We start from the raw sequence: 22,333 nt of genomic DNA on the forward strand, positions 1-22,333 counted from the left end.
CTGGTCTTCCGGGGCGCGCCCCGGAAGACCAGCGGCCGCAGCACCTGGGGAAGATTCAAACGGCACTATTGGGGAGTATTGCTCCGGTACTGACAGAAGCGTGGGAGATGGTCAAGAAGCATGTCCGCAAGGGTTCACGGCTGCACGCCGACGAGCACTTCAGCTACGACGACCTCGAGGGTCTGCAGGAGCTGCACCGGGTCAACCACAGCCAGGAATACCAGACCGAGGGCGGGGTCAATACGAACCACGTCGAGAGCTTCTTCTCCCGTATCCAGCGGGCCTATGTCGGCATCCATCACCGTTTCTCGGTACGCTACTTCGACTGGTATGCGGCCGAGATCGCCTGGCGCGAGGACAACCGCCGGGTCGATAATGGCCTGCAGCTCTGGGGCATGCTCTACAAGGCGCTGTCGCGGCCGACATCGCGGAACCTGTGCGGTTACTGGCAAGGCAACCATCCGCCCGATCTCGTATGGGAAGATGGTGTTAGTCCCGAGACGGCCTAGATCGCCGGGTTCCTACTGATTAGACACCCGATTATGCCTGATTAATCTCCCAGAGATGTCGATGTCCATCGACCTTTCCGGCTCGCCGCACGCGGTTTGCCTTGGCAAGCTGGTCAAGCACCTGCGAGACCTTGTTTCCGATCTGGCCCAGCCGAGCATCATCGGACGGAAGACCGACCTCCTTGGCCAGTGCCACCGCGCAGTCGGATGTCGTGATGGGCCTTCCGGCCTCGCGCAGCGTTCTCAGAACGAAACTGCGCCGATCAATGCCATTGAAGACCTCGGCAAGGGTACCGTTGGGATTGGCTTTCCTCCGAGCACGACGGTTGCGTGGTGCTGATGCAGCGTAATCCGGCTCGTAAATCGCGATGACAGCATCAAGGGCGGCCTGCTGCCGTTCCATTTCCGCAATCTCTTTCCGGATCGCCTCGATGCGTTCACCGATCTCGGCGCGCTTCGTCTTCAGTTCGTCCGCAATTCCCATGAACATCAGCTCCTAACACGAGGCGAAGAAGCTACATATTCAGCCGACAGGAGTCTGGTGGCAGTTGCTACCTAATTCCGCGAACTCTTCGACCCGCGGAACATCCCGAGGCGCAGACGCTAGACGAAGGGATGGGACCTCTGCTTTCGAAAGGATCGCGCAATCATGCGTCCCATGTCCGTTCGCCAGGATATGGGACGCCTTCCGGCCAACCGTCGCCCGGCACGGCTACGCCTCGCTTGAACCGCGTCTTCCAGGTCTCCGATGGCACACCATCATCCGGCACATCCCGCCCCGCATTCAGATTAATCTTGGGCGGTGATGCACCGATCGAGCCGCGCGGAAGAGGCGAAGCCATCAGGGTTTTCCGATCGAATGTGACCCCGGTAAGTGCCGTGTAGATCGCCTGCCCGATAGATCGTGCGAGCCGGGGAGGGAATGCGTTGGCGATTTGCCGGATCTGCTGGCTCCGGTCTCCGGAGAATGCCCACTCGTCCGGAAAGTTCTGAAGGCGTTGAAGCATCTGGATCGTGAGACGTGGGAGGTAGTCGATGCCTGTGACATCGGCGGGGGTCGGCGGGCCGTCGACCAGCTTCCTGACATCGAAGCCGGCTGCCGCCCAGGCCTTGGCGGTGTTGTCTTGAGCACCGTTGGCGATCCCGGCAATGGTTGGTGTGTATCGCTGGCCATATCTCGCGATCCAGTGGTCCGCCCACTCGTCGAAACGCTTCTGTTCCACCGAGTACCCATCTCCGGTTTCGCCGTTGCGAGGTCGCGCCTCCGGAGGAGTTCGATGCACCATCAGCAGGTCCTCCAATATATTGACGGTGCTCGCGTCAACGGCTCGGGGCATGTTGAAGCGATGCAGCAGCCCGTCCGCGAAGCCGATGATGACGATGCGCGTCCGAGCCTGGCCAATGCCGAAGTCCTTGCCCTCCAGTTTTTGGATCGTGACTTCGTAGCCTAGATCGCGGAACGCGGCGAGGGCCCGGGCCCGGTGGTCCGAATGCCTGTCGAACATGAATCCCGGAACATTCTCGAAGAAGAAGGCCTTGGGTCTCGCCTCTCGCACAACCCGCACGGCTTCGTTCAGCAGGTCGCGATCGTCCATTTTCCCCAGTCCGTCACCACCCTGGGAATACGGCTGACATGGAATCCCTCCCGCCACCAGATCGACACCACGATAGCGGACGAACGATTCATTTCTGACGTCCTTCCTTATAACCTTCCAACGGTACCAGTTCCGTCGAAGCGTGGCTGCCGCGTCGTCGTCGTTCTCGTAGAGCGCGACAGGGTCGAATCCTGCGGCATGGAGGCCGATGGATTGGCCGCCAGCACCAGCGCAGATCTCCACGCAGTTCAGACGGAAAGGAGGTTGGGCAACCGGATCCTTCCACAGGCTTCCGATCTGCTTCGTGTCGGGAGACAGGAACACCAGCCCCTCCCAGATGTCGAATCCGATGGTGTGGGATTCGTCTGTCTGGAAATCGAAGCCCATCGGTTCTCCAAACCGTCCGGCCGCAAAGGATTTCAGCGACAGGTGCGCCTTGGCAAGGCCGGGACCGAGTTCATCGCCCCGGGCGAGGGCGGACCGCCATTCGTGCCCTGGAAGGTGCTGGCGCCCATAGACCTGTTCGAATTCATCGAATGCTGCGGCAGCCTCGGATCGAATCCTTGCATGGCTGGCCTTGTAGCCGGCACTTTCTATGTCGACTACGTACTCGTAGGCTCCCCAGCCTTCGGGTACCAGCAGGTGCTCCTCGAAGAATTCGTGGATCATGTCGAGCAGTCCGTCCACGCGCCGTTCCAGGGTCCTTGCGGTCAGCCGAGCGGTTTGAGCTGCTCTGTCTTCGAGAGCGGACAGCCGATCATCCCTGCGGTTCTCGTCGTATGACCGGGACATGCGGCGGAGATCGGTCTTGAGAGCGTCGACATCATCGGCGTCCAGTCGCAGCCCGGCATCAATTCGGGTGAAGGCCTCAATGCGGGTGGCTGCATCGGCGTGCGCGATCGCCATGAGCGCGGAAGGCGGCAGGTATACCTTGGCTATGGTTTCCTCCCGCCCGCGGAAAATCTCCCCGAAGCGCAGCAGCGTATTGGCCTCGGCCCGGTCTATGGCGCACTCCGTGCTCAGGAATTCCCGCAGGTCGATTTCCGGGGCGACGTGTGCGAGTTCCTCGATGAGTTTGCCAAGTTTGAAGAATCGTCCCCCGATTTCGGCATGGACCTTCAGGATTTCCCGTTTTGCCTGGCCCATGGCCTTCGCCTGGGTATCATCGAGCACCGGCTTGTTTTTGCCTTTCCGCGCCATCGCTGGCCCTCCGTTTCTGTTCGTCGTACAGCGGCGGAATTGCTGTCCCGGAAAGGGATTGATTAAAACTCTAGCTATCCTGTTCGGAACTAGCCGGTCATGCCGACGGGAAGGTGTCAGGTGCGTTCGGCAGCTTGGGTGGATCCAATGTGCTCAAGCGGCTCTGGCGCTGATGGCAATCGTTACCCAATTTCGGACAACCCTTCGTGGACGTTGCAGCGGCGTCCTTCAGGCAAGCGGCAACATGGGTTAGTATGTAGACCAAAGCTAGTAGTATCCCCTGCGGCAGACTGTCGAAATCGGAGATTGGCATGCCAAACCATGGAAAGAAGGATGGGGACGAAGCCGGCGACGCTGGCTCGATCGCGGCCGACAACGAAACCCTTGGCGATGCGCTGTCAAAGGTTGGATTCGTGCCAGCCAAGGTCGGTAGGAGGACGGTGTCCCAGGGGAAACGCAGAGAAAACCTGAAGAGGTGGAATGCCAAGGACCCGGACAAGTAGCGCCTAGGGGCGCTATTGCGAATCGTTTCCGGGTTCGGACGAACTGCGGTGGCTGGGCCTGTGAAGCTTGGGCAGAGCTTTCTCGTGCGGGTCGGGCTCGCTTGGATCGAAATAGGGAAGCGGCACCTCGAAGCCGGGATCCACAAACCATCGCGCCTCCATCGGATGGTACACGCCGGGCAGGGGGAAATGCTCGTTGATCTCGAGAAAATCGTCGACGTTGCCGGTGAGGATCGGCATACGATGAGCGATGGCGACGGCGGAGATCATCAAATCGTGTCCGAGCCTGTTGCTCTTCTGGCCGCGCTGCACGGTCCACATGTGCCGCAAGCTGGGAACAGACGTCATCCCGGCGTAGACCATAGCCACCTGCGATGTCATTTCCGGAAAAGGAAACGCCATTGACATGAGGTCATCGACCCAATTGGCGATGAGAAGCGCTCTCTGTGGATCGTCCTTTGTCCGGAGGTGGGCTCCGCGCAATAGTTCTGCTATGACGGGATAGCAGAGGGCCAGGCGATCTATGCCGACACGCAAGAGCCATGGGCGCAGTCCAGGAGGCGGCTTCACGCGGCCCATTAGGCTGACGATGTCCGTATCTACCAAAAGAATAGGGTCTATCCGCACGGTAACATCATCCTGTGGTTAGAAACTGCCGTCCTGAAAAAAACTCCGGGGTGAGATCGAATTCCTTCGCTATACTGCGCAGGCTGGCATGATGTCGTCCGAGAGAGGCCGAGATGACGCATAACTTCGATTGGCAGAGACACGAGGCAGAGGCCCGCATCCAGGAGGTGCTGGACGCAGCTAAAACACGCGGCACTCAGAGAGTGGTCGACACCGACGGCAGATTTGACGTGACGTTCGTACCTGGAGAAAAGACACTGGAAGAACTGTTCTCCCGTCCCGGTCCTCTCCCCGACGATGACGATCCCAATCCCTGATCGAGATTTCTGCAACTACGGTGACGGACCGTAACCGGCGACGGCAAAACCAACAAGAGAGCGAGTGTCGATTTTCGATTGCGTCGGCCCACCGCACTGCTGGACATGACTGAATCGTGAGCACCACCAGTCATGGAATCCGTAAAAGCCTCCATTTCTTGCAGCAGAGAGGCGCTGGCGATCTCCCATTCATGAACCCGGTCTCACCGCGGCGACGAATTCTGGTTGACGTCCGAAATAATGTTCACTAAACGTTCTCATTATGAGCAAGACGTTTACGCCCACCTTCCGAATACGCTGACTGATTGGATTTCCGGGACCGTTCCCGGCGCCGCCCAGATTGCTATTCGTTGGAGAGGCCGTCATGACGACTGGAACCGCTCATTCTGCAGACGATGAAGTCTGCATTTCTCCGCACTATCGTCCCCGTTTTCCTCATTCGACGCTCAAGTGCGTTGGTCGTCCTCTGTATCGTTCGCAGCAGGCACGCGATTACGCCTGCTTGCTGGACCTGGATCCTAAGGTGTCCGCTTGGCGCTGCATGCCGCAGCCTATCGTCAACGACTCCGGGGCGCGGAATCCCCGACACCACTATGTCGATTTCGCTGTCGAAACTGAGAGCGAAGCACTGCTCGTGGATGTCCGCTCCCCAGATGCCGGCATCGTCAGTTGGATTGCCAGGTTAGCCGAGAAGCAGGGCTATCGATATCAGGTGGTGTCCCTCTCCGAGTTCGGGGGAGGGCCTCGGCTCCAGAATGCCAGGGATCTCATCCGCTACGCTGGCTATGGTGCACCTCTTGGTGATCGCATCCGAATTCTCGCGGTCTTGGAGGAAATGGGGACGTTGACGCTTGCGGAATGCCTTTCGGTCGTTCGCGAAAGCAAGCCAATGCCGACAATCGCGATGATGATTCTCATGGGGATCCTCGAAGTCGACCTCGATGAAGCTCTGCTCGGACCGGAAACGGTCGTCAGGCGCGCGGCGAAGTAGGAGGGGAGCCATGCAGAAGAAAACTGTAGAGCGGGAAGCCTCGCTCGAAGTGACAACCTATGCCGTGGCCATCAGGAATGCCCTGAGACGGTGCGGATTCTACCTGCGGGCACAGCGGATTGACCGAGCCATTGGCCTGATGCTGCCACCAGACGCGGACGTGGAAACCTACCGGCAGGCGGCCAAGGCAGTTTTGCGGCAGTCACATGAGTTGATCCACTACACCGTAACGACCATCGAACTGGGGCGAAAAGGTGAGACATACTCCGAGGATGCCAGAAAGGTCCTGGCCCAGAATTTGGCTGTCGTCGTACTGATCGAGAAGGGAGCCAAGCTGCCGCCCGAGGTCGCAATCGCTCTGGACCGCATTCTCGACGTGGGATCCGTCAAGCCGATCCATCTGATGTCCGCTACGAAGAGTGCATGGCAGATCGATATCGCCAATGATGTTGCAAAGCAGCTCTGCGAATATCCTCCGAATCTGCTGTTCCAGGCATTGCGGAAAGGGCGGCCGATCGAAATCGTCCTGACGAGGCTTACGGACGCGTCGAAGGTTCCACAGGTTCCTGCATGGGAACCGCGCGTGGAGGAGCTCGAAGGTTACGGGGAGGCCCGCGAATGGGCGTTGAGCTTGGCCGTAGATCTCGACGAGTGGAGGGCAGGCAAGCTCGCCTGGCGCGACGTTGACGCCGGACTTCTCATCAGCGGTCCTCCAGGTACAGGAAAGACATTGTTCGCGTCGGCCGTGGCGCGCTCGTGCAGGGCGAGTTTTTTCGGCACGTCGAGTGCGCGATGGCAGTCCAAGGGCCACTTGGGCGACATGCTCGGCGCCATGCACAAGAGTTTCCGCGAAGCTGCCGACAATGCTCCTGCAGTGCTGTTTCTGGACGAAATCGACAGCATTGGCGATCGCCGGACATTCAGAGGCGACAACGCCAACTACAGTATGCAGGTCGTGAATGCACTGCTGGAACTTCTCGATGGATCCGGTGGACGCGAAGGAGTCGTCGTCATCGCCGCGTCCAATTTTCCGAACAACATCGACGCAGCACTGTTAAGGCCCGGTCGGCTTGATCGTCACATCGCCATTGGTCTGCCCGACCATGCGGCACGGGCACAGATGCTCTCCATGCATCTCGAAAAAGTGCTTCCGCCGGAAGACCTGCAGGAGGTAGCCCGAGCAACAAGTGGCTATACCGGAGCCACCATCGCGCAGGTCGCGAAGGATGCTCGCCGGATCGCACGCAGACAGGGTAGGGAGCTCAGCGTGCAGGATCTACTGGCGCTTGTACCGCCCGTCGCTGTTCTCGGAATCGACGAGCGTTGGGCAGCATGCGCGCATGAGGCCGGACATGCCCTGGTCGGTCTCGAACTCGCTGTAGCCGAGATCGAAATGATTGTCGTCGCGAAAGAGATGGGTCATCGCCATGGTAGGATTGGGTACGTTCAATGGCGGAGGCAGACAACACGTCGCCGAAGCCGTCAATCCTATCTCGACGAGATCGCGATGATGCTCGGAGGTACGGCTGCCGAAAAGGTCGTTCTCGGGGATGTTCTCGAGGGCTCAGGCGGTGTCGATGGGTCAGACCTTCAGCGGGCTTCGGACCTTGCCACTCTCATGCTTGCCAGCCTGGGCCTCGGGTCGCTCCTTTACTGCGATGTATCGACGTCAAAGGACCTCGACGAGCTTCGAAGGCAGAATCCTGTGCTCCGGCGGCAGGTCGAACGGCTTCTCGCGAAGCAGCTTGAACGAGCTGAGGAGATTATTCAGGCCCGCATGAAAGATGTGAAGACACTCGCCGGACTTCTCATGGACCGTGATTTCGTTCCTGGCCGCGAAGTCTTCAGGCTGGTCAACGGATCGTCCGGGGATCAGACGGCTTCCTGACAAGTGACGACATGGGACGGCGCCTTTCGGTGCCGTCCGATCCTATGGTTCTCGGAGCGAAGCTCTAACGCAGACAGTCGGCTCACTGCCGAGGGGGCGGACTTGCCGAGATCGTCGAATTTGCCATCCACCCTAGTCTGTCTTGATCGACCCGCACGCGGCTCCAGCCTCCCTCGACCGCCATCACCACGACCTGCGTGCTCTTGGGGATGACGGTGATGACGGCAAACCTGGTACCGGGTCCGTCGCGAAGGTTGACTGCAGTCTGCGTGTACCGGAGTTCCAAATGATCGGAGGGATTCTTCTCGGTCGCTTCGGACCGGACTATGGCGACCGAGGACGGAGAGGAGGTGGTCGAGAGCGAAGTGGCAGCGGTACCTGCCGCCGGAGGCGAGGATACGGTCATGACGTCCAGTGACGGAAGCGGAGCCTTGGCCTCATCCGATTCGGGGACGGCTGTCTCAGCAATCAACGGAGGCTGCTGTCCGGTTGCCGGCTGCCTGCTCCCGGATGCGAATATGACCCCGAAGACCGGAACGCCCACCAGGATGCCGAGGATCGTAAACATTGCGGCCCTGAGGCTACCACGCCGTTTTACCTGCTCGACAGCGGGAACGGCCGCGATTGGATCGTCTGCGGGCGTAGCGGGCTGGAGCGCCAGGCGCTCTCGGGGCAATGCCGCAAGCATTCGGCACCCTTCAACGAAAGCGACTGCCACGCCAGTTCGGGAAAACTCAACGAGTTCGTTCACGCCGCTGCCGCTGGTGAAGTGCATCGTCTCGTAGAGGCAGATCGGGATCTGCCTGTTGTCCTTGAAGCGGCGGTCGGGGCCACCGTTCTTGTTAGGATGCTTCCAGGTGTGGTCCACGACCTTGGCATCGCTCGGAACGCGCTCGGTCTCGATGAACCGGGAGTCCTGCCATCGGACATTCAGATCGGCGTAGTTGACCGCACCGACCCGGCTGCCATGCTGGACAAGCACGATGTCGGGCATGAAGAACATGACCTGCTTGCCCACATGCAGAGCAGGGGGAGTGACGTTGCTCTTGATCACCGGAGGCAGACTGTAGGCGAGGGTGGTCGCCTTCCTGTTTACAAGGTGAGAAGCGCCCGCGTTACGCTTCCAAGCGGTGAGACTCTGGATCGCGCCTCCGGCTTCGATGTGCCATTTGGCGGCGCACCCCGTGAGGCCATCAAACCCTTGGGCAAGGCGGGTATACGCTGTCTCCGCGTCACCTTCTAGGTCGTAGTAGAGGACCGTCGTCCTGCGATAGGAGTCGAACCAGTTGCCGATCGCCCAGCCAGGCAGTGCGATGATGCAGAGCAGCAGGCCGGGTCCGCCCGTTGCAATTCCTGCCAGAAGGCCGATTACCGCAGCCGTCCATGCCAGTGCATTGGACAAACGCGTCTGGCCGGCCTTCGAGTTGATCTCATTGAGAAGTTCCGAGAAAGACTCGTCGCGCATATGCATGACATCGCCGGACTCGATCTCGATCATCGCGACGTCATCGTTGTCGAAAGTCACCTGAGGCGCCGGTGATCGATGGGGTGTCCCTGGCGAAGACGGGCTTCGCCCGGCGTTGCCCAGCGTGGCGCGATAATAGAGGCCTCCGCGCCCTGCGTGAACATAGTGCCCGCGGGGACCGGTGCCGATGCGCAGGCCTTTCACGCCCACTGAGACGCCGACTCCTCCCTTTGAGAAGTTGAAGCGGAACGGCCCCGCCGAAACCGATTTGCGAATGTAGAATGGCAAATGCGCCCCCGCACCGTAGCCCTTCCCCATACTTCCTGCGAAAATGCGCTCTCGCGATCGTAGAGGTATCTGGAATATTGAATAGGAAGCCGGACTGCGCAAGTGTATTCATGCTGTCGCCTGCAATCGGAGGCGGTGCAGTCCGCATTCTGCCAATATGACCCCATACCAGCAGCCGGTGTCAGGAGTGCAATGGGCGGTAGTCCGATTCCGGTTCCCATATCGGTAGGTACAGAAGGCCACGCAAGGCTTGCACGCAAGGCTTGCACGCAACTCGGATTTTCCTGCCCCGGAGACGTGCGCGTTGGACCATTGTCGTGACCGGCTATCGTCAGTCCGACCTGAAAGCGGAGCTAAAGCCATGGATCGATGCCTTCTCAAGCAGATTAAAACCACGCGCAGCGTTTCGAAACGGAATTTAACGTCAAATCTCGGTCGCGTGCTTGTCGAGGTAGCGGGCGGAACGCTGACGGTTCGCGGGGTGGTGCGGGATGGTCTGAGTGCAGTGCTCAGGCGTGCCCGTGAGGGCGCCCCACGGGCGATCGGCGGCGGCCGAAGAGGGGGCGTGGTCATCTCGGTGAGAGACCTCGCCACTCTTATTGATGCGGTGATGGAGCCAACGCTTTCCGAAGTCCTTGAGCGCTCGGGTTCGAACCTTGCCGCGGCAAACGCATCGTTGTCGGTGAGCGACGCAACCACGAGTCGTTGAAGCGCCAAGGCGACACCCCGCCCATGCGAGAGGGCTGAGAGATATTTCATCTACCGCCCGTCGACGTTTGAGCGGACCGCCCAGATCCCTCAACGTGTGCCGCTTCCCTCACGATTTTTCTGGGGGCAGTTCATTCGCGCTGCGGACGTAGTTTTCGGGATTCGAAGCGAGCTGGAACCGGAGCGTCGCGTTTTGTTTACCACGGTCGTGCGGTCGATTTTGTCATTCCTCATCATTCGGTTGGCGACGAGTGCAATGATACCCGGTCTTCGCGCCGTTAATCCCCGGCTGGCCGAGTGTGGTTGTCGATCTGACCCGTAACTGCAAAGGGCACTGGCACTTTAGTAAGCGGTATTCCGGGAATAAAAGCAGAAGTTGACGGCTTGGCTACTGGACCCGTTGGCCTTCTTTATGCATGACTTGTCATGGAGAGGGCTGAGGAAATGTACGACACTATTTTGAACTCCGGGGATGGATCCGAGCAATCCGTTTTCCAAAGCAACTTGTCTGTCGAAGCTAAGATTGAACGGGCGCGAACGGAACTTCTTGATCTGTCGGCCCGAAACCGGCTTCTGAACGTGCCGCGCTTCTCGAAAAGTGCGAAGACCATTGACATCGTGGACGAGCAGTCTTCCGAAATATTCAGGATACTTGTCACCGAAGGAAAGGCGATGACCTTCCTGGCAGGGGCGAAGGGGCGCGAGCCCAAGGATGGTGATGCAGCCGAAGAACTGATCGAACTTGCTCTTCCGGATGACGACGAGCGTGACGATAGCGGACGTCTTGTTCGACACGGTGACACCAAGCTCCAGACCCGGATGACCCCCAACGCGCTTCAAAAGCGCCTCCTCGATCTCCATTTCGATGCCCGCACCCTAGAGGAGGAGCAAGGGGTCAACATCCTTTACCTGGGGCTTGGTACGCTGAAGTGGATTGACCCCAACAACGCCGAGAACATTCGTTATGCGCCACTCATCCTGGTTCCTGTCGCGTTGGAACGCGGCAGCGCGGCGGAGCGTTTCAAGCTACGGGCGCGGTCTGAGGATTTCGCATCCAATCTGTCGCTCGAAGCCTTCCTGGACCGCATTCATAAGATTCGCATGCCGGATTTCGAAGCGTCTGATGACTTCTCCTTCGAGCGCTATGCCGAACAGGTTGCTGCCGCTGTGTCGATCAAGCCCGATTGGTCGGTACAGCCAAATGATATTGTCCTCGGCTTCTTCTCGTTTGCGAAGTTCCTGATGTATCGCGACCTGGATCCGAACCTCTGGCCCAAGGATGCCAAATTTACGGACCGGCCGCTCATCACCTCGCTCGTATCCAACGGCTTCTCCCGCACCGACGATCTGCTGCCTGACGATGCTCGGATCGACGAGCACATCTCTCCAAACGAGATGACTCATATCGTTGACGCAGATAGTTCCCAAACCATCGCGATCCATGAAGCCAGGCGAGGGCGGGATCTCGTCATCCAGGGTCCGCCTGGAACCGGGAAATCACAGACGATCGCCAACATCATCGCGTCCGCCGTGGCGGATGGAAAGACCGTGTTGTTCGTTGCCGAGAAGATGGCTGCGCTCGAAGTGGTGAAGCGCCGTCTCGATCAGGCAGGTGTGGGCGACGCATGCCTTGAACTGCATTCGAACAAGGCCAACAAAAGGGCGTTCCTTGCGGAACTGCAGCATGTCTGGGAACTGGGAGCGCCGAAGGGTGAACCCGCCGATGCCCTGGACCGCCGGCTTGTGGAAGCGAGGAACAGCTTGAACGCCCATCCGGCTCGGCTTCACCAAGTCTACCGCCCATACCAACTGTCCCCGTATCAGGTCATGGGCCACCTGTCGCGCCTGAGGCGCTTGGGAATGCCTCCGTCGGACATCGAGCTTGCGGATTCCATCTCGTGGACTCCCGAGTTCCGGGAACGCATTGTCGCCATCCTTTCGGAACTTGCCCAGCGGATCGAGGACATCGGTCTGCCCTCGCAGCACGCTTGGCATGGTGTGGGCGTGACAGGTATCACTCCGCTCGATCTGGAGAGGTTGACGAAGAGGTTGTCGGATGCGTCGTCGGACCTTTCGAAGTTGACTGCTTCCATGGGGGACGTGACCGATGTACTCCATCGTGAGCCGACGGCATCGATTTCAGGGTTCAAGGACGACCTCGCGCTCGCAGAGCGTGTCGCGAGCTGCCCGGCAGGTCAGCCGGCCGAAGCGTTGGCCAATCCTGTCTGGAAAACGTCGCTCCAAGACATCGCCAACGTGATCCGGGGCGGTGCGGAGTTCCAGCGCCTTTCCGAGCAGGTTAGGGCGCAGATGCTTGACGAGGCGTGGGAGACGGATCCGCAGCCTCTTGTGACATCGTTCCGCAGACTGCCGAAATCATTCCCGCAGTCCGGATTTGCGACACTCGCGCAATTGGACAACCTGCTGCCGAGGTTCCTGAACGCTGCCGCTTCACTGAAGACGATGCTGGGTGTGAATGCATCGGCAACGCTGGGATCCATTGGCCGATTGGTCACGATCGGCGAGCGCGTTGCGGATGCTCCCGATGCAAGCCCTGATGCTTTCGTCGCTGCCGTATGGGAGCGGGGCCTCGATCAGGCAAGCGATCTCGCCGAGGCGGTCGCCACCTATCGGCAGGTGAGGACGGATATTTCCGGCAAGATTGCCGATCAGGCGTGGGATATCGATCTGGTCCCAACCCGGACCGCCGTCGCGATGCATGGGCACAAGTTCCTGAAGTTCCTCAGCGGGGACTGGCGCAAGGCGAAGGCTCTTCTGAAGACCGTCATGTCCGAGACGCCGCCGGCCGAGACGGTGCGGTTGCTGGACCTTCTTCAAAAGGGCAAGGAGGCCAGATCTGTCATCAAGGACGGCGACAGCCTCGGACGCGCGGCATTCGGCGCAGACTGGCGCGGCGAACGATCCGATCCGAAGCCACTTGAGAGTCTGGTGCTCTGGATGAGGAGTCTCCGGGGCGTGGGCGCTGAAGCGAGGATGATAGCAAGCAGGCTGACCGACAAGTCCTCCGTAGCCGCGCGCTGCGAGCATGTTCGGACGCTGCTCGAGGAGACGCGGAGGCTGTTGCTTTCGCTCTGGAGCGATCTGGGCGACGGGACGGGAGCATTGTTTCCCAATGCTATCGGGCCAGATGAGATTGTACTGACGCAGGCGGTCGCAGTCATCAAGGAGATCGCGGGCGCTGACCGCGCATTCTCGCCTCTTGTGCGCACCCTGCCGGATGATGCCGGAGGCCGGATTGCTGCCATCGAGCGGCTTGCGGCCGCCCAGGCTCGCAGAAGCTCCATTGATGCGTCGGCGGATCTCGGCCGAGCGGCATTCGGGGGGCTTTGGAAGGATTCCTTGTCCGAGTGGCAGGAGCTGTCCGTCATTTGCGACTGGATATCGCGGAATGGCGACATCAGGCTTCTTGTTACTCGTGTCGCCGATCGTGTGGGGGTGGCCGAGAAGGCGCGGCAGGCTGCAGCTCAAGGAGAAGCCTTCGCGACCACCATGTCGGAAATCCTTCAGTTCCTGAAGGCGGACCTGGATGTGCTCTTTGGAACAAGCGATGTGGCCGGCGCGCCATTGTCCCAGATCGGCGCCAAGCTGTTCCGTTGGATCGAGAACGAGGAGCAGCTTTCGAAGTTTGCTGCCTACAATGGCCGTGCAGGCGATGCCGCGAACATGGGTGTCGGTGCCCTTGTCGAGCGTCTTGAGGACGGCCGCATTTCCCCGTCCGATATCATTCCTCATTTCGAAATGGCGTTCTACGAAGCGATCCTGCGTCGTCAGCATACCCAGGATCCTGAACTCGCCCGTTTCGATGGCGAGGTGCATGGCAGACTGGTCGGTGAGTTCGCATCGCTCGACCGCAGCCGCATGAGCCTGTCTCGACTGGAAGTCGTGCGGGCGCATCATCGGAAAATTCCCTCGATCAGTGGTATCGGACCTGTCGGTGTCCTGCGTGCGGAGATGGCGCGCCGTCGCGGCCACATGCCGATCCGACAGCTCATGCAGCGGGCATCGCCCGCGATCCAGGCCCTGAAGCCAGTGTTCATGATGAGCCCGCTGTCGATCGCGCAGTTCCTTCCACCGGGCGTTCTCGACTTCGATCTCCTTGTCATGGACGAAGCGAGTCAGATTCAGCCTGTCGATGCGCTCGGCGCTGTCGCCCGTGCGAAGCAGGTTGTCGTCGTTGGCGACGAACGCCAGCTACCCCCAACGAAGTTTTTCTCGAAAATGACGTCGGGGGCGACCGAGGAGGACGATGATCAGGAGGGTGCTCAAGTCTCCGACATTGAGAGTATCCTCGGCCTCTTCTCGGCCCGCGGTCTGCCGGAGCGCATGCTGCGCTGGCACTACCGCAGCCGCCACCAGTCGCTGATTGCCGTCTCGAATTCGCAATTCTACGACAGCAAGCTGTTCATCGTGCCGAGCCCATACACGCAGGAAGCCGGGATGGGGCTGCGTTTCCATCATGTGCCGGGCGGAGTGTTCGAGGATGGCGTGAACAAGGTGGAGGCCAAGGTCGTCGCCGAGGCGATCATCCGCCATGCCCTGCATTCGCCGCATCTTTCGCTCGGCGTTGCCGCGTTCTCGATCAAGCAGCGGCGCGAAATCCAGGACCAACTGGAATTACTGCGCCGTCTCAATCCTCAGACCGAGGAATTCTTCCACTCTCATCCCCACGAACCGTTCTTCGTGAAGAACCTCGAAAACGTCCAGGGCGACGAGCGCGATGTGATGCTGATCTCCGTGGCTTATGCAAAGAATGCCCAAGGCTACATGGGCATGCGCTTCGGGCCCTTGGGTGCCGAAGGAGGCGAGCGCCGCCTCAATGTCCTGATCAGCCGCGCCAAGCGACGCTGCGAGGTTTATGCTTCCATCACCGACGAGGACATCGATCTCGAACGCGGCAAGGGTAAGGGCGTGTTTGCCTTCAAGCTCTTCCTCCACTACGCGCGGACAGGGCGGCTTTCAATGTCACAGCGCTCTGACCGGGCGATGGAAAGCGTGTTCGAGGAACAGGTCATGGCGGCCCTCCAGGAGAGGGGATACCAGGTCCATCCGCAGGTCGGCATTGCCGGGTTCTTCATCGACCTTGCCGTGGCTGACGATGCGGTCCCCGGCCGCTACCTTATCGGGATCGAATGCGACGGTGCATCCTACCATGACTCCCGTTCGGCGCGTGACCGTGACCGACTGAGACAAGCGGTGCTTGAGGATCATGGCTGGACGATCCACCGCATATGGAGTTCGGATTGGTTCCAGAGGCCTAAGGCCGAACTCGATCGCCTGATTGCCGCCATCGAACAGGCCAAGATGAATGCTTTGTCTGGAGCAGATCACACGCATGCATCTTCTCGGGCGGTTCCGGTGGAAGTCGTGACAATCGAACGCGCCACTGTGACGGAGATCGGTCTCCAGCCGGTATCGACCGATGGAGGTGGCTCGAACCTCTACGAGGAGGCTTCGCTGAAGCCAAATATCGTGGGCGAGCTTCATGAAGCTCCGACAGGGACACTGGTCAAGTTGATCAAGGAGACGGTCGAGGTCGAAGGCCCCGTGCATAGGGACGAGGTGGTGACCCGAATCCGGACTGCCTGGGGTCTCCAGCGGGCAGGAAGCCGGATCGATGCGCATGTCGGCAACGCCATTCGTGTCGCCGTGAATTCGGGTGAGATTCTTCGCTCAGGAGATTTCCTCCTCTGGCCAGGCGCCATAGTTCGCATGCGCGACCGCAACATGGTCACCGCGTCCGGGCTGCGCAGAATCGAGATGATCCCGCCGATGGAAATCGACGAGGGGCTTACCTCGATTATCGAGACGAGCTTCGGCGCGACCGAGGACGAAGCCGTCAATGCCATTGCGAGGGGACTGGGATTCCGCGCCACCAGCAGTCAGTTGAGAGATTTGATCGTGTCCCGGATCGAACTGCTGAAGGAGCAGGGGACCCTGCAGGTTCGTGATGGAATGCTCACCTTGGGGGCGACAACCGCACCCGCATGATGATCTTCGTCGGAGCGATAGAGCGCTTTCGGGCTTGCCATGGTACTTGGCGCGTCCTCGTGGTCGCCACTGCTCTTATGCACGCAGCAAGTCTTCAGGCGGCGAATACTCCCTGCAGTGGGAGGAAGGGTGGCATCGCAGGTTGCCGTGGCGATACGTTCATCTGCAACGACGGCTCGGTGAGCGCCAGCAAGAAATCATGCGCCGCCACGATGGGCGGTGCCATGGGGCTGATGGGTGGCGCATCGCAATCGATGGCCCCGGCGGCAGACGAAGAGTGCCTGTGTCGTTCAGGGTCATTCTGCACAGGGTCTCGTGGCGGACAGTTCTGCTACACCGACAGCGGGGTAAAGAGCTACCTTCGCAAATGAGCTCATTGAATTCCTTCGCCCAGAGAGTTTAGGTTGCCTTGTATTGAGGGGCTGACGATGAAGATATCTGCGCGGATTGTTGTGGCTGGAATCCTTGCTGTCGCGGTGGTGATGGATGCCGTCGCCGAGGAACCGAAATCTTCCGGAACAGGATTCGCCGTTACCGCGGACGGCTGGCTCATGACGAACGCCCATGTCGTAGATGGTTGCGACCGCGTGGAGGTGAAGGGCAGGGGCGTTGCGACCGATCCGAGGATCGATGCGGCGAACGATCTCGCATTGATCAAGGTGAACGCAGACACCCCCATGGTTCCTCTCACCTTCAGGCGTGCGCCCATCCGATTGGGAGAGGACATTGTCGCCATCGGCTATCCCCTCGCGGATCTGCTGGCGGACTCCGTGAAGATCACGACCGGAAATGTCAACGCGCTCGCTGGTCTCAAGAACGATACCCGCTACATCCAGATTTCGACGCCGATCCAGCCCGGTAATTCCGGTGGCCCCGTCGTGGATCGCGACGGTTTCCTGCTGGGGATCACGAGCGCCACCTTCTCGAAGCAGGCCGCCGATCAGATCGGGATCACGGCACAGAACGTCAACTTCGCCATTCGAGCGTCCGTGGCCGATCTCTTCATGCAGTCACAGAACCTCGCGAGCCAGTCCGGAGACCGACAGGAGGGGCAACCCACGTTTTCGACCGCCGATCTCGCGGACAAGGTTACGCCGTCCGTCCATCAGGTGCTGTGCTACGGGAAACCCGACGTCGAAGGTTCGTCGCAGAGACAGGAGACAGTGACTTCGCTTCCCAGATCCTCGGTTTCGGTGACCCTTCTGGACGCTCACGGATACGATGCCATCGGCTTCGACTACGCCACGCTGAAGGATGTGACTTTTCAGGACTGTCGGGCGGCCTGCGAGAGTGACGGTCAGTGCAAGGCGGTGACCTATAACGCGAGGCATCGGTTCTGCTTCCTGAAGAATGATGTTGTCGCGCTGATCCGGAACGCTGATGCGATCGCAGCCTACTCGGCGTCGAAGGCGGCGGACGTGATCATGTCCGACTTCACGAGCTATTCGGGAATGGATATTCCTGGCGGTGACTACAAGCGGATCAGGCAGACCAACTATCTGGAATGCTTCGTCGCTTGCGTCGGCGACAACGCATGCCGCGCCTTCGCCTACGTCTCCAAAAAGAAGGAGTGCTGGTTGAAGAACGCGCTCGGCCGGCCGAGGACAGCAAAGGGTGTCGATCTGGGAGTAAAATAGTCCGCTTACTCCCGCTTTGGAGATGTGCTTCGCGGTAAAGAGGATCGCACGTCCGAACAGGTGTTTCTTGATTTGGAGGAGTGAAGCCCGCGGTTCTTACGTGAGGTTCGCGAATCTACTCTTGGACGAATCAGTGGCATCTTGAATACAGTGCAATCCCTGAGAGTGCTGCCGGCGGGAAGTTCATGCATATTGAATCCATTCGAATCCGCAATTTCCGCCGCCTTAAAGATGTCCGCATCGATCTTGCCTCCGACATCTCGATCTTCGTAGGCGCGAACAACAGCGGCAAGACGTCGGCGACCCATGCTCTCCAGCTCTTTACCGCCGCGTCGCGGGAGCGCTTCTCGATCCATGATTTCAGTTCGGACTGCTGGGATTCGATCGATGAGTTCGGAGCAGGTACCGCCGGCGCCGTTCTTCCAACAATCTCGATGGACATCTGGTTCAACGTAGAGCCGGCGAACCTTCATCGTGTGGTCGATCTCCTTCCAAGCCTCTCATTCACTGGAAACACGGTTGGTATCCGGGTCGAATTCGCAGCCGCCGATTCCGCGGCACTGCTCCGCGATTTCCAGGCCGCGCATGCTCTTGCAGAAGCGAACATTCGTCCTGGAGTGAACGGCGCGCCCGACTACCATCCCTCGCCAAGAACGCTTTGCGATTATCTACGTGACGAAGGTGGTTTGAGACTGCGTCAAGGATTCGAACTTCGCTATCATGTTCTCGACCGCGCATGCTTCGACAACGAACTGCACGAACGCGTAGGGTATGTCCCTCGCCTGATTTCGCCCGACAAGGGGCGGGGCGGGAAAGATATTCTCTCCGGTCTGGTCAAGATCGACTTCCTGCATGCGCAGCGCCACCTTTCGGATTCCTCAGGCGGGACGCGCGCCGAGGAACTGTCACGAGTCCTGGGCAGGTTCTATCAGCGGAACCTCGAGCAACGTGTGGCGGATTTTGATGCTCAGCGGGCCTTGGCTGATTCCGAGACGATGCTCAACGAACATCTCGGCCGGGTCTTCGGCCCGACGCTGGACCGGCTTTCGGAGCTCGGCTATCCCGGACTGGGCAATCCGCGCCTGCTCATCAAGACCGCCCTCAATCCTGCGACGATCATGAGTTCGCAGGATGGGACGAGGGTCCATTATGCGCTCGGTGAGGCCGATCGGCACGGGGTCCTGCCCACGCTTCCCGACCGCTATAACGGACTAGGCTTCAAGAACCTGATCTATATGGTCGTCGAACTGCTCGATCTCCATGCGAGATGGCTCGATGTGGAGGAAAGCAGGCCGCCTATTCATCTGGTCTTCATCGAGGAGCCGGAAGCTCACCTGCACGTCCAGCTTCAGCAGGTCTTCGTCCGCAAGGTTCTCGACATCCTGAAAATCGAAGGCGCCGACGCACAATACTATACGAGCCAGCTCGTGATTTCGACGCACTCGTCCCATATCCTGTACGAGCGTGGTTTCCGCCCGATCCGGTATTTCAGGCGCATGCCCGGTATGGCCTCTCAGACGTCCGACGTACTCAGCCTGTCAGCCTTCTATCATGGGACCTCAAAAGGTTCCCGGAACTTCCTCGAACGCTATCTCAAGCTCACCCACTGCGACCTCTTTTTCGCCGACGCGGCGGTGCTGGTCGAAGGCAACGTCGAACGCCTCCTGCTGCCACAGATGATAGCGACGGCGGCACCCCGCCTCCGGTCCGCATACTTGAGTGTTCTCGAGATCGGTGGGGCATTCGGACATCGGTTTAAGAGCCTCGTGGAATTCCTCGGGATCACGACACTGATCATTACGGACATCGACAGCGTCCTCCCTGGGGCGGAACCTGGGGTCGAAGCCGAAGAGGATGCCATCGAACAGGCTGCCGCTGGTCTCGACGGGGAGCAGGCGGTTCCAGAGGCTGCCATTGGAGAAGCGGCAGAAGCTGTAGCCGCGGACGAAGAGGAGGAACTGGAGGACGACGAGGAAGAATCCGGCCCCGGAACAGCCTGCATGGTCGCCATTGAAGGTGCGGTGACGTCGAACCAGACACTCAGAAAATGGCTGCCCAGAAAGACGCTCATATTCGATCTGCTCGCCGCCAAGGAAGAAGACTGCATCCAGGTCAGGACAGCAGCGCATGACGCACTTGTTCGGGTCTCGTACCAGACAGCAGTTGACGTCGTGTGGAAGGAGGAGGTTCGTGCCCTTGCGGGTAGGACCCTGGAGGAGGCTTTCGCACTGGAAAATCTTGTCTGGTCGCAGAGCAAGGCTCGCAAGAACCTCAAGCTTCGCATCCAGGGCGCGGCCAAGCTCGATCTCGCGGCGATCTCTCTGCGGCTGCACAGGAAGATTGCCAGCTCGAACTTCCACAAGACAGATTTCGCGTTGGCGCTGCTAGAGCAAGATCCAAAGGATTGGTTAGTACCGCGGTATATTGCCGATGGCCTTCGATGGTTGGAAAAGGAGGTCACACCTCCTGAACCCGCCGACGATGACGAGCAAGGCAACGGAAAACACGAAGACGATGAAGGGCTCCTGGTATGACGAGCCGGATCGGCAAGCCCGACACGCAGGCCGATGTCGACCTTCGCGCGGCGCTGGACCAACGCCCGCCAACGAACTTCGTGATGATAGCGGGGGCGGGATCGGGAAAGACCACCTCCTTGATAAAGGCTCTGGCCCATCTGTCCCGCACGCGAGGGAAAGAGCTTCGCATGCGCGGGCAGCAGATCGCATGCATTACGTATACGGACATCGCCGTCAACGAAATCCGAAGCGATGTCGGCAACGACCCCCTTTGCCACGTTTCCACGATCCACAGTTTCCTGTGGTCCCTAATCCACCCATTCCAGACCGACATCCGCGACTGGGTTCTTGCTCGGATCGACGAAAAAACTGCTAAGGAAACCGAACGTTTCGCGAATCCCAAGACTAGAAAGACCTCGCTTCCGGGCATCGAGGCCGCCTTGATCAGGTATCGCCAGCAGAAGGAAATCGTCGCTGGTCTGGAGAGATTTACCTACGGGACCGGCAGCGATTTTGCGCATGGCGTTCTGGGGCACGCTGACATCGTCAAGCTCGTCCCGGCCCTCATCGAGCAGAAGCAACTTCTCCGAGACCTTCTTGCTGCACGATACCCCGTTTTGTTCGTGGACGAGAGCCAGGATACGACGCCGGACTTCATCAACGCGCTTCGGACTGTCGCGCAGACCGTGGGACATGGATTCTGCCTGGGGTTCTTCGGCGATCCAATGCAGAAGATCTACACCGCTGGTGCTGGTGCCATCGCTCCTGAGGAAGGGTGGACCGAGATTCGGAAGCCGGAGAATTTCCGGTGTCCGCAACGAGTCTTGAAGGTCATCAATTCCATCCGCGCCGAGGACGATGGCCTGAAACAGGTTCGAGGCAGGACGACGCGAGTGGGAGACCAGGACGTCCCTGTGGAGGGTACGGCGAGAATCTTTGTGTTGCCCGCGGACGAGCATCGAACCGTCCGTGTCGGACAAGTACGGAAATATCTGGCCCAGGTGAACGACGATCCCCTATGGGAAAGCGACCAAAAGGATGCCGACGTCCAGACGCTGGTGGTCGTGCACCGCATGGCCGCGACACGGCTTGGATTCCCGAACCTGTATGCCTCCTTGAACGACGATGCGCCGGATAGTCTGAAGGACGGTGTTGTCGACGGGACCGCGTGGCCTTTGCGGCCGTTTATCAACTATCTCCTGCCTCTGGTATCTGCCGTACGAGCTAGCGACGAGTTCGAGATCGTAACGATCCTGCGTGACAAGGGCCCCCTTTCCAATCCGGACACACACGGAGATATCGCCGAGACGCTGAAGCGACTTCACGAAGCGACAGTCGAACTAAATCGACTCCTCTCTAACCCCAAGACGACGGTCAGACAGGTGCTCTCGTTTGCTATCGTGTCTACCTTGCTCCTCGTGGACGAGCGCATGTCGCGGCATCTCGCCGTGCCGGTCAACCCGGCCGATGAACTCGATCCGGAGCATCCTCCAATGACTGCGTTTCTCGCAAGCCCCGCGACCGAACTTTGGGGATATCGGAATTACATCGAGGACCTGTCGCCATTTGCCACCCAGCAGGGCGTCAAGGGCGCTGAGTTCGACAGGGTCATGGTTCTCCTCGATGACGAGGAGGGTAAGGGGCAGACCCTGTTTTCTTATGGTAAATATTTCGGAATCACGGAGTTATCGAAGACTGACAATGAGAATATTGCGGAAGGGAAGGACTCGGTCATCGAACGTACCCGTCGGCTCTTCTACGTGTGCTGCTCCCGCGCCGTTCAAGACCTCGCGGTCGTGATGTTCGTACCCAACGTCGCGGAGACCAAGGCTGCTATTGTCAAAAGGGGTTTCTTTCGACTGGAGGACGTCCTCGATGAAGAGACGTTGGGTAGCTGATTCCCCGCCGGATCACTGACTGGCGCGTCAGAGTGAACCAGAATTTGGATTAATCGGACCATTTGTTGGACTGCATGCAGCGTCTGCCGGATACCATTGCGTGCGCTGATATGCATTGCTGTCATGGTCGGCGGTCGGAGATCGTCGAATTTGCCATCCATTCTTCCTGAAACAGAACAAGA

General features: G+C 59.4%; 14 protein-coding genes. 10 read left to right on the forward strand and 4 right to left on the reverse strand.

The window, feature by feature from the left end:
- The first annotated feature begins 107 nt into the window (after nt 1-107).
- Nucleotides 108-509, forward strand: coding sequence for a transposase (locus DFR48_RS09960; protein ID WP_114363017.1), 402 nt, complete (start codon nt 108-110; stop codon nt 507-509).
- A 31-nt stretch (nt 510-540) separates the two neighbouring features.
- On the opposite strand, the gene DFR48_RS09965 is transcribed toward DFR48_RS09960, so the two are convergent.
- Nucleotides 541-993: a hypothetical protein gene (locus tag DFR48_RS09965; protein WP_210205979.1), complete on the reverse strand. Its 453-nt coding sequence runs from the start codon at nt 991-993 to the stop codon at nt 541-543.
- 163 nt (nt 994-1,156) lie between these two features.
- Nucleotides 1,157-3,304 (reverse strand): DNA (cytosine-5-)-methyltransferase, encoded by a 2,148-nt coding sequence (dcm, locus tag DFR48_RS09970; protein WP_114363018.1) that lies wholly within the window; start codon nt 3,302-3,304, stop codon nt 1,157-1,159.
- A gap of 311 nt (nt 3,305-3,615) precedes the next feature.
- Here dcm and DFR48_RS09975 point away from each other — a divergent pair, with 311 nt between their 5' ends.
- Nucleotides 3,616-3,807: a hypothetical protein gene (locus DFR48_RS09975; protein ID WP_114363019.1), complete on the forward strand. Its 192-nt coding sequence runs from the start codon at nt 3,616-3,618 to the stop codon at nt 3,805-3,807.
- Between the two features lie 12 nt (nt 3,808-3,819).
- Here the strand turns inward: DFR48_RS09975 and DFR48_RS22195 are convergent, their stop codons facing one another.
- On the reverse strand, nt 3,820-4,215 hold the full coding sequence (locus DFR48_RS22195; RefSeq protein ID WP_245415578.1) for a PIN domain-containing protein: 396 nt from the start codon (nt 4,213-4,215) through the stop codon (nt 3,820-3,822).
- A gap of 332 nt (nt 4,216-4,547) precedes the next feature.
- Between DFR48_RS22195 and DFR48_RS09985 the strand changes: the two genes are divergently transcribed.
- The 3 genes from DFR48_RS09985 to DFR48_RS09995 all read left to right on the forward strand — a co-directional run bounded on the left by DFR48_RS09985 (nt 4,548) and on the right by DFR48_RS09995 (nt 7,630).
- Nucleotides 4,548-4,751 (forward strand): hypothetical protein, encoded by a 204-nt coding sequence (locus DFR48_RS09985; RefSeq protein WP_114363021.1) that lies wholly within the window; start codon nt 4,548-4,550, stop codon nt 4,749-4,751.
- Between the two features lie 364 nt (nt 4,752-5,115).
- Entirely contained in the window at nt 5,116-5,742 is a 627-nt protein-coding gene (locus DFR48_RS09990) for a hypothetical protein (RefSeq protein WP_114363022.1), read from the forward strand.
- A gap of 10 nt (nt 5,743-5,752) precedes the next feature.
- Nucleotides 5,753-7,630 carry an AAA family ATPase gene (locus tag DFR48_RS09995; RefSeq protein WP_114363023.1) on the forward strand — a complete coding sequence of 626 codons (1,878 nt, stop codon included), beginning with the start codon at nt 5,753-5,755 and terminating at the stop codon, nt 7,628-7,630.
- 82 nt (nt 7,631-7,712) lie between these two features.
- Here DFR48_RS09995 and DFR48_RS10000 read toward each other — a convergent pair whose 3' ends face one another.
- Complete coding sequence (locus tag DFR48_RS10000; RefSeq protein ID WP_114363024.1) at nt 7,713-9,413, reverse strand: SH3 domain-containing protein; 1,701 nt, start codon at nt 9,411-9,413, stop codon at nt 7,713-7,715.
- A 331-nt stretch (nt 9,414-9,744) separates the two neighbouring features.
- Between DFR48_RS10000 and DFR48_RS21765 the strand changes: the two genes are divergently transcribed.
- From DFR48_RS21765 to DFR48_RS10025, 5 genes are all read left to right on the forward strand, one after another.
- Complete coding sequence (locus DFR48_RS21765) at nt 9,745-10,092, forward strand: hypothetical protein (protein ID WP_147273521.1); 348 nt, start codon at nt 9,745-9,747, stop codon at nt 10,090-10,092.
- Between the two features lie 443 nt (nt 10,093-10,535).
- Nucleotides 10,536-16,100, forward strand: a complete 5,565-nt coding sequence (locus DFR48_RS10005; RefSeq protein ID WP_114363025.1) for a DUF3320 domain-containing protein — start codon at nt 10,536-10,538, stop codon at nt 16,098-16,100.
- A gap of 482 nt (nt 16,101-16,582) precedes the next feature.
- Nucleotides 16,583-17,737, forward strand: coding sequence for a trypsin-like peptidase domain-containing protein (locus DFR48_RS10015; protein WP_425359250.1), 1,155 nt, complete (start codon nt 16,583-16,585; stop codon nt 17,735-17,737).
- A gap of 185 nt (nt 17,738-17,922) precedes the next feature.
- Nucleotides 17,923-20,271, forward strand: a complete 2,349-nt coding sequence (locus DFR48_RS10020) for an ATP-dependent nuclease (protein WP_114363027.1) — start codon at nt 17,923-17,925, stop codon at nt 20,269-20,271.
- The gene (locus tag DFR48_RS10025) at nt 20,268-22,151 is read left to right on the forward strand and encodes a UvrD-helicase domain-containing protein (RefSeq protein WP_114363028.1); all 1,884 of its coding nucleotides are present in this window, start codon (nt 20,268-20,270) and stop codon (nt 22,149-22,151) included. The genes DFR48_RS10020 and DFR48_RS10025 overlap by 4 nt, the downstream gene beginning before the upstream one ends.
- The last annotated feature ends 182 nt before the right edge of the window (nt 22,152-22,333 follow it).

It is taken from the genome of Ciceribacter lividus, assembly GCF_003337715.1.
GTDB lineage: Bacteria > Pseudomonadota > Alphaproteobacteria > Rhizobiales > Rhizobiaceae > Allorhizobium > Allorhizobium lividum.

What these genes read in the sequence shown, in the direction of transcription:
- DFR48_RS09995 (WP_114363023.1), top strand. Translation starts at nt 5,753, where the DNA reads ATGCAGAAGAAAACTGTAGAGCGGGAAGCCTCGCTCGAAGTGACAACC.
- DFR48_RS21765 (WP_147273521.1), top strand. Translation starts at nt 9,745, where the DNA reads ATGGATCGATGCCTTCTCAAGCAGATTAAAACCACGCGCAGCGTTTCG.
- DFR48_RS09975 (WP_114363019.1), top strand. Translation starts at nt 3,616, where the DNA reads ATGCCAAACCATGGAAAGAAGGATGGGGACGAAGCCGGCGACGCTGGC.
- DFR48_RS10015 (WP_425359250.1), top strand. Translation starts at nt 16,583, where the DNA reads ATGGATGCCGTCGCCGAGGAACCGAAATCTTCCGGAACAGGATTCGCC.
- DFR48_RS09990 (WP_114363022.1), top strand. Translation starts at nt 5,116, where the DNA reads ATGACGACTGGAACCGCTCATTCTGCAGACGATGAAGTCTGCATTTCT.
- DFR48_RS10000 (WP_114363024.1), bottom strand. Translation starts at nt 9,413, where the DNA reads ATGGGGAAGGGCTACGGTGCGGGGGCGCATTTGCCATTCTACATTCGC.
- DFR48_RS09965 (WP_210205979.1), bottom strand. Translation starts at nt 993, where the DNA reads ATGGGAATTGCGGACGAACTGAAGACGAAGCGCGCCGAGATCGGTGAA.
- DFR48_RS10005 (WP_114363025.1), top strand. Translation starts at nt 10,536, where the DNA reads ATGTACGACACTATTTTGAACTCCGGGGATGGATCCGAGCAATCCGTT.
- DFR48_RS22195 (WP_245415578.1), bottom strand. Translation starts at nt 4,215, where the DNA reads ATGTCAATGGCGTTTCCTTTTCCGGAAATGACATCGCAGGTGGCTATG.
- DFR48_RS10020 (WP_114363027.1), top strand. Translation starts at nt 17,923, where the DNA reads ATGCATATTGAATCCATTCGAATCCGCAATTTCCGCCGCCTTAAAGAT.
- DFR48_RS09960 (WP_114363017.1), top strand. Translation starts at nt 108, where the DNA reads ATGGTCAAGAAGCATGTCCGCAAGGGTTCACGGCTGCACGCCGACGAG.
- dcm (WP_114363018.1), bottom strand. Translation starts at nt 3,304, where the DNA reads ATGGCGCGGAAAGGCAAAAACAAGCCGGTGCTCGATGATACCCAGGCG.
- DFR48_RS09985 (WP_114363021.1), top strand. Translation starts at nt 4,548, where the DNA reads ATGACGCATAACTTCGATTGGCAGAGACACGAGGCAGAGGCCCGCATC.
- DFR48_RS10025 (WP_114363028.1), top strand. Translation starts at nt 20,268, where the DNA reads ATGACGAGCCGGATCGGCAAGCCCGACACGCAGGCCGATGTCGACCTT.